8 protein-coding genes are annotated in these 11,733 nt (G+C 67.3%); 2 read left to right on the forward strand and 6 right to left on the reverse strand.

What is annotated here, in order from left to right; all coding sequences use genetic code 11:
• Positions 1-22: 22 nt before the first annotated feature.
• Positions 23-922 carry a hypothetical protein gene (locus ACFFBG_RS05075; protein ID WP_375476306.1) on the reverse strand — a complete coding sequence of 300 codons (900 nt, stop codon included), beginning with the start codon at positions 920-922 and terminating at the stop codon, positions 23-25.
• Positions 923-1,249: 327 nt separating this feature from the next.
• On the opposite strand from ACFFBG_RS05075, the gene ACFFBG_RS05080 reads away from it, so the two are divergent.
• Complete coding sequence (locus ACFFBG_RS05080; RefSeq protein ID WP_375476308.1) at positions 1,250-3,892, forward strand: AAA family ATPase; 2,643 nt, start codon at positions 1,250-1,252, stop codon at positions 3,890-3,892.
• Between the two features lie 177 nt (positions 3,893-4,069).
• The gene (locus ACFFBG_RS05085) at positions 4,070-5,380 is read left to right on the forward strand and encodes a bifunctional 3,4-dihydroxy-2-butanone-4-phosphate synthase/GTP cyclohydrolase II (RefSeq protein ID WP_375476310.1); all 1,311 of its coding nucleotides are present in this window, start codon (positions 4,070-4,072) and stop codon (positions 5,378-5,380) included.
• A gap of 58 nt (positions 5,381-5,438) precedes the next feature.
• On the opposite strand, the gene ACFFBG_RS05090 is transcribed toward ACFFBG_RS05085, so the two are convergent.
• The 5 genes from ACFFBG_RS05090 to ACFFBG_RS05110 all read right to left on the reverse strand — a co-directional run bounded on the left by ACFFBG_RS05090 (position 5,439) and on the right by ACFFBG_RS05110 (position 11,600).
• Complete coding sequence (locus ACFFBG_RS05090) at positions 5,439-6,746, reverse strand: amidohydrolase family protein (protein ID WP_375476312.1); 1,308 nt, start codon at positions 6,744-6,746, stop codon at positions 5,439-5,441.
• 121 nt (positions 6,747-6,867) lie between these two features.
• Complete coding sequence (locus ACFFBG_RS05095; protein ID WP_375476314.1) at positions 6,868-8,217, reverse strand: CapA family protein; 1,350 nt, start codon at positions 8,215-8,217, stop codon at positions 6,868-6,870.
• Positions 8,218-9,048, reverse strand: coding sequence for a mycofactocin-coupled SDR family oxidoreductase (locus ACFFBG_RS05100; RefSeq protein WP_375476316.1), 831 nt, complete (start codon positions 9,046-9,048; stop codon positions 8,218-8,220). It abuts the gene before it with no gap.
• A 57-nt stretch (positions 9,049-9,105) separates the two neighbouring features.
• Positions 9,106-10,572, reverse strand: a complete 1,467-nt coding sequence (locus tag ACFFBG_RS05105) for an aldehyde dehydrogenase family protein (RefSeq protein WP_375476318.1) — start codon at positions 10,570-10,572, stop codon at positions 9,106-9,108.
• Positions 10,572-11,600: a hypothetical protein gene (locus tag ACFFBG_RS05110; RefSeq protein ID WP_375476320.1), complete on the reverse strand. Its 1,029-nt coding sequence runs from the start codon at positions 11,598-11,600 to the stop codon at positions 10,572-10,574. Before ACFFBG_RS05110 ends, ACFFBG_RS05105 begins: the two co-directional genes overlap by 1 nt.
• Positions 11,601-11,733 lie beyond the last annotated feature (133 nt).

Below are 11,733 nucleotides of genomic sequence, written 5' to 3' on the forward strand. Positions count from 1 at the left end.
CGTCGGCGATCAACGCCGATGCCTACCGCGCGCGCCCCGCTCGATCGAGCGCCGGCGCAACGGTGCGGGCTACAGCTGTGCGAGGTTGGCTCTCGCGGTCTGCACCGCGGTGGGCGGAATTCGGCGGCGGTGTCAACGCTCGCTCGCGCAACGAGTCCGGCATCCCCGCTGCGGGCACCAGCTCCAGCACGAGCAGACCGAGCACCAACGCGAGCACAACCGAGACCGCGGCCATCGCATAGACCAAGCCCTGGGAACGATGGCCGGCGTGGAGCGCGCTGACCTCCGGAAACTGGGTGCCGATGAGTGCGGCGCTGGTCAGCGCAGGTCCGAGGACGATCGCCATCCACTGCCGCGCCGGTGGCAGCGACCGGCTCAGCCGCGCGGCGCCGACGCCGACGGTGACGCAGATTGCCGCGTTGCTCATCGAGATCCAGGTCGGGAACCCATGCACCGAGAACGGCTGACCGCCGTAGTACCGGTAGACGCCGAGCGAGATCAGGCTGACCTCGGTGACCATTGCAAAGATCCACACCGCCACGAGGTAACCGACCATCTGTAACCGGGTCGCGTGACGCTCGATCAGCCACCAGCCGAGCAGTCCAAGACCGCCGTAGAACGGGACGTAAGAGCACAGGGCCCATGCCGGGATGCTCCGGTCCCAGGTGCTGATCACACCGTGCTGGCCGGGCGTGTAATACCAGAGCTCGCCAGCCGTGTTGAACACCACCTCGACGCCGCTGGCGAGCAGGGTGGCGGCGAGCACGACGTAAGCCATCGGTGTGTGCCACCTGCGCCGAATGCATTCGGCCACCACGAGCAGCGCGAGGATCGCGATGGCCACGACGATCTCGAGAAGAAGCTGGCTGGTCGTGTTCACGTGGTGGCCCGCAATGTCCGGCGCCGGGAGGTTATTTGCCATGACTAGACCAGCACTCCTCGCAGCAGCTCGCGGTTATGCCCCAGGACATCCGGTGGGGGAAGGGCAGGGCGCCGTACGAGGTCGAACAGCCACCGGGCTGTGAGCTGGATCATTGCATCAACTCAGGCGTTGAAGCGCACGAGTAGTCACTACTCGGATTCCTCAACGGGCTAGATGTTCAGATCTGCGGCTTTCGCACAAACGCAAGGGCGCAGCCGTAAGCCGTCGAGGCGCGATTTCTCCCGCGCGCCGTAGAGTCGGTTTGGAGCGCGTCGCGGACGAAGCCTGCGGGTGGCCGCTCGACTGCCGCAGCACGGAGGGCGACTCGTGACGGTGATCAGCGCACGTTCCTCGCTTCGGGGCGAATGGCCGTTCGTCGGCCGCGACATCGAGTTGGCCCATGTGCGCGATCTGCTGAACGATCCTGACTGCGCGGGCGTGGTGATCGCTGCTCCGTCGGGTGTCGGCAAGACCCGGATGGCTCAGGAGTGTCTCGAGCTCGCTCGGATCGCAGGGCACGCGGTGGCGCGAGCCACTGCAACATCGGCCGCTGCGGCCATCCCGCTGGCGGCCCTAGGCCATCTGTTGTCCGACGTTGGGAACGGCACTCGCGCACATGATCGCGCCGAGCTGTTGCGTCGAGCCCGGATGTCGCTGCTGGCCCGGACGGACGGCGCGCGGCTCGCGCTTCTCGTCGACGACGCCCACCTGCTCGACGACCTGACGGCAACGTTGCTGCACCAGTTGATCGAGGCTCGCGAAGCATTCGTGATCATGACGCTGAGGGAGCGCGAGCCCGCGCCGGAGGCGCTCGTGACGGCGTGGAAGGACGGCCTGATCGAGCGGATGGAGCTCGGCGAGCTCGGTGACGACGCCGTCGAGCGGCTGCTCACTGCTGTGCTCGGTCAGGTGGACCCGGACGCCGTGGCAGTGCTCACCGCAAAGGCTCAACAGAACGTCTTGTTCCTCCGCGAACTCGTTCTCGGAGCACTGACCGACTCCGCGCTAGTGCTCACCGACGGTGTATGGCGGCTTCGACGCCCTCTCACCCCGTCCGCCCGGCTCGTCGAGCTGATCGAGACGACACTGCGCGGCCTGAGCGACGACGCGCGCAGCGTGGTGGAGATCGTTGCGATGGGCGAGCCGATGAACGCGGACGAACTCTCCGACGTCGTCGACCTCGCACTGGCTGAGGCCTTGGAGAAACAGGGCATCGTGTCCTGCAGATCCAACGGAGTCCACATCGAAGTCCAACTGGCGCACCCGCTCTACGGCCAGACGATTCTGTCCCGGTTGCCGGTGCTGCGGATGCGGTCGATCGCGCGCATGCTCGCCGAGCGCATCGAGCGGAGCACGCCACACAGCACCGCCGACCTGCTGCGGATCGGTCGGCTGCGCCTGCTCAGCGGTGATGGTGACCCGCAGATCCTGCTGGACGCCGCAATCGCAGCTCGATGGAACTACGCGTTCTCCTTCGCCGAGCTGCTCGTCCAGGCGGCGGCGCAGGCCTGCGCCGGTTTTGACGCCGATTTGCTCGCGGCCGAACTCGCCGGGCTGCAGGGCCGATCGAGCGAGGCGGAGGAGATGCTGCTGGCGTTGCCCCATACCGGCACGGATCGAGAACTCGCCCGGGTGGCCATCGCGCGGATGGACAACTTCCTCATCGCCGGTCGTGCCGAGGAACATCTTCAGGCCGCGATGGAGGCCGGGGCCGCCATCGCGGATCCGTTCTGGCGGTCCCAGATGCAGGCGCGGTCCTCGCCGGCGCTCGTCATGAGCCGCGGGCCACGAGCAACGTGGCAGGCAGTGCGCGAACTCGTCGACCAGCGTCCCGGGCCGGCGCTGGTGTGGACCGCGCTCACCGGCGCCCACGCGCTATGTCGAATGGGGCAGGTCAACGCCGCGATGCAGCTCACCGAACGTGGGCTCGCAGCTCAACTCGAACTCGACGAACCGATCCAGTGGTATCCGTGGTTCCACCTGTTCAACCGTTGCGAGATCCTCGTCGTTGCGGGCCGACTCAAAGAGTCCGAGCAGCTCGCCCGAGAGCAGCACGAGATCGCGGTTGACGAGCACTCGGCCGAGGCCCAGGCGTCGTTCGCCTCACAACTCGCCGCAGTGCTGACGCTCCGCGGGCGGGTGGAAGCCGCCGCACGCTACGCCCGCGAGTCGTTCGTCGTCTTCGAGGACCTCGGCCGACCGATGTTCATGCGGCAGAGCCTGCATCGCCTGGCCGCCGCTCTGGCGTTCGGCGGGCACGTTGGACATGCGCGGGAGGCCCTCGCGAACATCGCACACATCAGCGAGCCGGCACCGATGTATGACGCGGTCGAACTCGCCCACACACAGGCGTGGGTGCTCGGCTCGGACGGCCACATTCGGGCCGCCCGCGAACGCCTCGTCGAGGTCGTCCAGCTGGCAGAGGACATCGGTGACGTCGTCGGCGCGGCCACTGCGCTGCACAGCGTTGCGCGGCTCGGCGGTGCGGCGCAGGCGCTCGATCAGCTGTGCGAGCTCGCGACCGCGATCGAAGGCGCGTTCAACGTGGCGCGGCTGCAGCACGTGCGCGGACTCGTCGGCGGCGATCCCGTCCTCCTCGGCGAGGCCGCCGCAGCCTTTGCGGCCATCGGCGCCGATCTGCTCGCCGTGGAGGCGTACACCGACGCGGCGGTCCGATGGGACGACATGGGCGAGCAGCGTCATGCTGCCGCCGCCGGACAGCACGCACGGCGGCTCTTGGCGCTGTGCGAAGGCGCCAGGACGCCGCGATTGCGGTCGATGGAAAGCCGCTTGCGACTGACCGCCGCCGAGTTCGAGGCTGCAGAACTCGCAGCGCGCGGACATTCGAACAAGGCGATCGCCGACGAGCTCGTGCTGTCGGTGCGCAGCGTGGAAAACCGCCTGCAGCGCGCATACGAGAAGCTCGGGATCACCAGCCGTGAACATCTGGCCAACGCGCTGGAGTTCTGACGCCGAGCCCGCTCCGAGCCGACCCGGCGATGGCCCCGTCGTGCGAAGGGTGTCTCCGCGCGAGCAGCCATGTGACTAGTGCCGCGTCGCCTTGATCGCGGCCAGTGAGGGCGCTACATTCGAATCAACGCTTGAGTTGACTGGCTCCGTCGGAGCTGTGTACCCGAGAAGAGGATCATGGCTCTCACCGAGACCTCCACCGCCGGCAGCGTCGGTGCATCCGAGGCCGCTGCAGTTGACACCGCTCCGGCATCCACACACGAGCTCGCCGGCGTGGCTGCCGTGAATCGGGCGGTCGCCGCTCTGGCCGAGGGTCGCATGGTCGTGGTCGCCGACGACGAACAGCGGGAGAACGAGTGCGACCTCGTCGTCTCGGCCGAGCACATGACCGTGGAACAGATGGCGTTCATGGTCCGGCACGGCACCGGCATCGTGTGTGTTCCGATGGAGGGCGAGCGACTGGACCGGCTCGGGCTGGGACCGATGTGCCCGACCAACACCGAGGCACACCACACAGCGTTCACCGTGTCGGTCGATCACGTCAGCACCACGACCGGGGTCTCAGCCGCCGATCGGCTCGCCACTGTGCACGCGCTGGCCGATACATCCACTCTTGCCGGCGACCTGCGGCGGCCGGGGCACATTTTCCCGCTGCGCTACTGCGAGGGCGGGACCGCTCGTCGTGCCGGACACACCGAGGCATCGATCGACCTGTTGAAGATGGCCGGGATGGCTCCGGTCTCGGTCATCTGTGAACTCGTGGCCGATGACGGCACTATGGTGCGCCCGGAGGATCTCGCCGCATTCGCCGCCGAGCACAACCTGCCGATTGTGACCGTCGCGGACATCGTGCGCTACCGCCGCCCGACCGAGCACCTCGTGGTCGAGACCGGAACCGCCATGCTTCCGACCGAGTTCGGGACGTTCCGCACCACGGCGTTCCGCTCGCTGCTGGACGGCCAGGAGCACGTGGCTGCCGTCTACGGAGACGTGTCGGCGACCGCGGCCGACGATCCGGGGGTCCTCGTCCGTGTCCACAGCGAGTGCCTGACCGGCGACGCGCTCAGCTCGCTCAAGTGCGACTGCGGCACGCAGCTCAAGCAGGCGATGAAGCTCATCGCCGCCGAGGGCCGCGGCATCGTCGTATATCTGCGCGGGCACGAGGGTCGCGGCATCGGTCTCGGCCACAAGCTGCGCGCCTACGCGCTGCAGGAGACCGGCCGTGACACGGTGGATGCGAACACCGATCTGGGCCTACCGGTGGACAGCCGTCAGTACGGTGTGGGGGCGTCGATTATCGCTGCCCTCGGCGCCCGCCGCATCCGGCTGATCACGAACAACCCGGCCAAGTACGGCGGCCTACAGGGCTTCGACCTCGACATCGTCGACCGCGTGCGGATCCCCCCGGTCGTCACGCCGGAGAACCTCCACTACCTGCGAACCAAGCGGGACCGCATGGGTCACGACATCCGTCTGACTGGTTCCTGAGTCGCCCTGTCGTGCACAGCTGCCCCATGCGCTGAGATCGAGGCATCTGCCGGGCAGATCACCAGGCCGACAGCAACGGCTTGTGGACGTCACCCCGGGGGAACCACTCTTTGGTCGGCTCCTGCAGCAGGGTCGAAAGGGGCGTGCCGATGTCGTCGGCGGTCCTTCGTAGTGCCGCACCGTCGAGGTGGAACGTCTCGATCGCGTTCGCGCCGAGCATCTGGCGAGCGTGCTCCGGCGGCACGTGTGCAGCGCCCAGGGTGGCCTGCATGTACTCGGTCGTGCCGGGGCCGGCGCCCCAGGTGCCCTCGTGATGGGGATAGTCCGAGCCGATGAGCATCTTGTGCACGCCGATCTCCTCGCGTGCGGCGGCCTCGGCGCGGGACAGCAGCGAGGAGCCCATGTGGATCTGCCGCTCGAAGTAGAAGGAAGGCCGCTCCTTCACGATCTCGCGCACATCTCGCCGAAGGTAACTCTGACCCCATGAGTAGTCCCAGCCGCGCACCGCACCGATCACCCAGCCCGAGCCCTGCTCGGTGAGCACGAGGTGAAGGTTCGGGTGCCGCTCGAGCACGCCGCCCCAGAGGGCGTGGCCGAGGATCTGCTGGGTGAAGAAGAAGACCTGCGCGGTGAGGATCGGCGCCGCGCACGCCGGGTGCGGGACCGCCTGCAGCGTAGCCGCCGAGATGCGGTCGGTGATCGAGGAGATCGCGGTGTGCGTGCACGCCGGCAGCGCCGTCTCCTCCAGCGCGCTCCACACCGGGTCGTAGTCCTTGTGGAACAGCGGCTTGTCCTCGCTGAAGGACGGCAGGACCACGCCGACGAGCCCGTTCTCCTTGGCCCAGTAGATCTCCTTGATGGTGTCGTCGATGTCGGCGAAGCTCATCACGGCGAGGCCGCCAAGGCGCCCGGACGAGGTGCTGCAGAAGTCGACCAGCCAGCGGTTGTAGGCCTTATTGGCGGCCTCGATCTGTTCTGGCGTGCGGCGATAGCCGAGGATCGCGGCCACCAGCGGCGGGTGCAGCTCCCATGGCAACCCGAAGTCCGGAAAGATGATCTCGCCGGAGATACCCTCGTGATCGAGTTCTTTCAGCCGGCGCTCGGGGTCGTACTGACCAGCCAGACGTCCCGGTTCGACGACCATCTCAATCCAATCTGCGATCAGATCCGGGTCGATGCGCTGCGCGAGACTGCGGGGATCGATAGTCGTCATCCCTTTTTCGTCGAACACCGTGCAGAACTCCTCGAACTCCGGTCGGAGCTTCGGGTCGATGTACGGGGCGTAGTCGCGCATGAGAGCGGTGGCGTGGCCGTCCGACGAGACCAGCAGCGCCCGCTCGGCCGAGGCGTCATTCACCTGGGTCATGTTGATTCCTCGCAGTCGTGGACGGGACAGACGTGTGAACTCACGCTAGCTCTGCCACTCATCGCAGTCAACGCACGAGTTGATGTTGAACCCCGACGAGACGAATAAGACCGCTGATGGGCTAGATTGCCACCTCGCCAACACCATTGCTGAAGGTCAGCCGCGTGCCATAAGGCGCGCTCAGTTGCGCCAGACGCTCGAATACGTCGTCGCTCCTGTCGCCCGAGAGGCGGATCGGGAACCCGCCGGAACCGCGAGTGGTGGCGCTCCAGGACATCGGGTGCAGACGCAGGCGCGTCACGCGGTGGCTGGCAGAGTCGACCTCGCAGTCGGGAAGAACGAAGCCCGGCTCATGGGCGTTGCCCTCCAACGGGCTCAACACGCGTTTGCCGCTCCGCTCGCCACCGAGCGCCGTGTCCCGTGCGCCGTAGGCATCGAGCAGGTTTGCGTCGAAGGACCGGAGGTGCTCGGGGTTGCCCCATCGGTCGTAGAAGTCCTGCGGTTGCGTCTCGCGCCGGCCGAGCCGGAACAACGGTCCCGGGTCGTAGAGGATCGGCACGCCGTCGCGAACCTCAATCCCGCGCATCGGCGCGTGCGAGCCTTGGACCAGCACAATGGCCGCCCCGGCATCGGCGGCCTTGCGCGCGAACTCGTGCGCGAATGCGGGCGTGCTGGACATCCGACCGTCGTGTCCGTCCCACTCCTGCACGTGCAGATGGGCGATGACAAGGTCAGCGACGGCGGCCGCGTAGCGAATCGCGTTGAGGTTCCCTGCGAGATCGACGGCATCGCACGCCGTGTCCGGGTGTGTCATCCCCTCGACCGTGCGGAACCGACGGATCGAGTTGTGCAGGCCGGGAGGGTGCACGACGAACTCGTCGCCCTCGCCGACGACCCAAAGGCCCAACTTGCCGGCAACGTTGGTGATCGAGTCCGCGGTGGCCCGATCGACGAGGTGCACATAACGCTGGGGGTTCACGCCTGGACGGCCAGCCGCATCGGTGCGCGTCGCCCCTGCGCGCGCAAATGGTGGGAAGGACGCGGTCGCTGACACCAGCGCGACCCGTCCGACCTCGGTGTCGGCGAAGGCCGGCGCTCGCGCCGCCGCGAGGTCGTGCCCGCTGCCGGCGTGCGCCAGGCCGGCAGCGTCAAGCGCTGCGAGCGTGCTGCGCAGTCCGCCGTAGGAGTAGTCCAGCGAGTGGTTGGACGCTGTGGAGACGAGGTCGACACCCAGGGTTCGCAGCTCCTGCGCGACGTAGGTCGGGCCGCGCATCCAGCTCAACGCGCCTTCGGCGGCGCCGAACACGTCGGCGCCGCCGAAGTCGTGCAGCGGGATTTCCAGATGTGCGTGGGCGACATCGGCGCCGCGCACGATGTCCAACGCGGCTACCACCTCCGGCTCGCGGCACACGGAGACGCGCGAGTTCATGATCACGTCGCCGGTGACGACGAGCCGGTAGGCGGAGGGCACCTACTTGGTGAAGTTGCCGCAGTCGACCAGGAGAGTGGTGCCGGTGGTGTATCGCGACTCGTCCGAGGCCAGGAACAGCACGGCGTTGGCTACGTCTTCCGGCAGCGCATCTGGCGTCGGCAGCAGGTGCAGCCCCTCAAAACGCGGCGCCACCTGCTCCCACGTGGGGTTCTCCAGATCCGGCGCGAACAGGTCGTAGGTGGTCTGGTTGTGGATCAGGTCGGTTCGGATGTTGCTCGGATTCACCGTGTTCACCCGGATTGACAGCGGGCCGAGCTCGATCGCGGCAGTGCGCATCAGCCCGACGACGCCGTGCTTTGCAGCGACGTAGGGACTGCACATGCCGTAGGCCTTCAGCCCCGCCACCGAACTGGTCAGAATGATCGAACCGCCGCGACCTTGCCGCTTCAGGATCGGCACCGTCGCCCGGATCGTGTTCCACACACCGATCAGGTTGATGTCGACGATCTCCTTGAACGCTGCCGGGTCGAACTCCTCGATCAGCCCGTAGGACCACATCCCGGCGTTCGCGACGACGATGTCGAGGCCGCCCAGCTGGGCGACGCCGGCCTTGAGCCCGGCGTTGAGCGCGTCGTGATCACGGACGTCGGCGATGAAGCTGTGCACCTTGCGACCGGTCTTCTCGATAAGACGCACGGTCTCCTCGAGGTCGTCTGGCGTTGCTGGTTTCGCGACCGAAGTCGCGATCGGAGCACAGAGGTCCATCACGATCACGTCTGCGCCCTCCTCCGCGAGCCGCACGGCCTCTGCACGACCCTGCCCTCGGGCCGCCCCTGTCACGAATGCGATCTTGTTATCAACACGTCCCACTGCCGGTCATCTCCTATGTCGTTGAGCTGTGTGGTGCGGGCTCCGTACCGAGCGCTGCTACGCCGGCGAGGAGATCGCTTTGGCCTGAAGGAACTCGCGGAAACCCTCGACTCCGCGTTCGCGACCGAGGCCGCTTGCGCCGTAGCCGCCGAACGGGGTGTCCGGGGCGACCCAGAACGACGGCCCGATCGCCACACCACCGGAGCGGATCGCGTTCGCGATGCGTCGGCCGCGGTCGGGATCGGTGGTCTGAACGAATCCGCCGAGCCCGTACCGGGTGGAGTTCGCAATCCGGATCGCCTCGTCGTCGTCGCCGTCGTAGCGCAGGATGGTCAGCACAGGACCGAACACCTCGGTCTGCGCGATCTCGCTGTCCACGGCGGCGCCGGCCACGACCGTGGGCTGATACCAGTAGCCCTTCGCAAAGTCCGGGTGCGCCGCATTCCCGCCCGTCACCACCGTGGCGCCAGCCGAACGCGCACGGTCGACCAGTCCGGCAATCCGCTCGACCTGGCCGCGACGGATGATCGGACCGACGACGGTCGACGGGTCATTCGGATCACCCCAGGGCAGCGCCTCGCAGATTGCGGTGGCCCGCTCGACCACTTCGTCGTAGCGGGCCGCGTGCACCACCATGCGGGTGGGAAGCAGGCAACCCTGGCCGCTGTTGTACATGCACATTCCGACGCTGTAGGGGAGTGCGGTGTCCAGGTCGGCGTCGTCGAGGATGAGGTTGGCCGACTTGCCCCCGAGTTCGAGCACGACTTTGCGGAAACCGACCGCTGCGCGCGACGCGATCCGCTGGCCGACCGCTGTCGAACCGGTGAAGTGGAACATGCTGACCCGGGGGTCACCGGTGAGCCCGTCGCCGCCGACCTCGTTGTCGTTGGTCGTGATCAAGTTGAACACGCCAGGGGGAATGTCGGTGTACTTCGCTACTGCCTCAGCGACGATCACCGCCTCCAGAGGCGTGTCCGGGGCCGGCTTGAGCACCACCGTGTTGCCGGCCGCCAGCGCCGGCACGGTCTTGCCGACATTCATCGAGGTGGGGGCGTTCCACGGGGTGATCGCCCCGACAACTCCGCGCGCCTCCTGCCGCACGAGCCGTCGGCTGCTCATGCCCAGCATCGTGTGCACGGGGAGCTCGACCTCCCAGTCGAAGCTGTCCATCAACTCGACGTGATAGGCCACCTCTTCCAAGGTCGACTCGATGAGATCGGCCTGGCTCGACGGGATGCCGGCCTCGAGCGTCGCAAACGCCGCCAGCTCGGACGAGACCTTGCGCAGACCCTCCTCGAGCTGCTCGATGCAGTGCTTGCGGAACTGGACGTCGGTGGACCAGCCGGACTCGTCGAATGCGGTGCGCGCCGCACCCACCGCCGCGGACACATCGTCGGCCGCAGCGTTCGCGGCCGTGCCGATCACCGACTCGTCGAACGGGCTGAGGACGTCGAAGCGCGCACCACCGGTCGCGTCGCGCCACTGTCCATTGATATAGAGCTGTCCGGCGCGCGGGGCGCTCATCAGCCGACCTGCCACAGCTTCTTGAACTGGGCGGCATAGTCCGACGGGATGTCGTAGGAGTCCTGCGGCGTACCGATGTTGGACTTGGTGAGCACCGCGATCGGGACGACGTGGTCGCCGGCGGGGATCGGCAGGTTCATCACCTTGCGGATCGCCATATCCATGTCCTGCCAGCCACCCATCGTCAACGGGCTGTTGACCGTCGCCAGCGCCGTGCCGCTGAGGACGTTCTTCTGGTCGCCGGACTCACCCTGTCCGCTAATGATCTTGTACTTGCCGGTGAGTCCCGCGGCAGCGAGCGCCTGCGGCAGCTGAGCCACGAACGCGCCATTGACCGACACGATGTACTTGACGTTGGCTGCCCGCTTCGCCGCGGATACGACGGCGGAGTTCAGTTGACCGCCGAGCAGCTGCGGCAACGTGAGGTTGACGTCGGTGATCTTGCAGGACGGGCACGCCGCGGAAATCGTGCTGTGATAAGCCTTGCCGGTGGCGACGAACACCGCGTAGTCGGGGACGTTGACCAGCAGCGAGTTGGCCGGGACGCCGTTCGCGTCCTGGAGCTGGATGCCTGCAAGCAGCGTGCCGATGTGCGTCGAGTCGGCGGTGTACCCGCGGCCGGGCTCCTGGCCCTCTCCGGTGGGCGCCGTCGCGTCGAAGTTCTCGGTGATGAAGGCTTTCGCCTTCGCGTAGTCGGACTGCTCGCTCTTCCACACCGCCTGCGGCGCACCGGAGAAGAAGACACCGACCGGCTTGTACTGCAGCGCGGTCTTCAGTGCGGCGACCAGCGTGGCCGGATCCGCGGCCTTGAAGTTGAGCGTCTTCACCGTCCAGCCGATCGCCTTTGCAGCGGCGTTCAGACCGTCGCCCTCGTGGCCACACTCCTCCTGTTCGCATTGCAGGAAGACGACGGTTTTGCCCTTAGGTGGCGCCGACGGCAGCGGGTCGGTGACCGGTATGCTCGTGCTGAACGTCTCCGCAGCCTTGGCCGCGGCGATCGCCTTGGCTGCGGCGGCATTGCCAGACACGGACACGGTGCTCGAACTGGTCGGGCCGGACGTCTGCGGCGATCCCCCCGACTGCGGCGATCCCCCCGACGAACTGCAGGCAGAGACCGTCATGAGGGCAGCCGCGACGGCAGCACTTGTAGCGGTCAGGACT

The organism is uncultured Jatrophihabitans sp., from assembly GCF_964251945.1.
In the GTDB taxonomy this organism is placed as follows: domain Bacteria; phylum Actinomycetota; class Actinomycetes; order Mycobacteriales; family Jatrophihabitantaceae; genus Jatrophihabitans.

Excerpts from the sequence above, each read along its gene's own strand:
- ACFFBG_RS05085 (WP_375476310.1), top strand. The coding sequence starts at position 4,070 with ATGGCTCTCACCGAGACCTCCACCGCCGGCAGCGTCGGTGCATCCGAG.
- ACFFBG_RS05075 (WP_375476306.1), bottom strand. The coding sequence starts at position 922 with ATGGCAAATAACCTCCCGGCGCCGGACATTGCGGGCCACCACGTGAAC.
- ACFFBG_RS05090 (WP_375476312.1), bottom strand. The coding sequence starts at position 6,746 with ATGACCCAGGTGAATGACGCCTCGGCCGAGCGGGCGCTGCTGGTCTCG.
- ACFFBG_RS05105 (WP_375476318.1), bottom strand. The coding sequence starts at position 10,572 with ATGAGCGCCCCGCGCGCCGGACAGCTCTATATCAATGGACAGTGGCGC.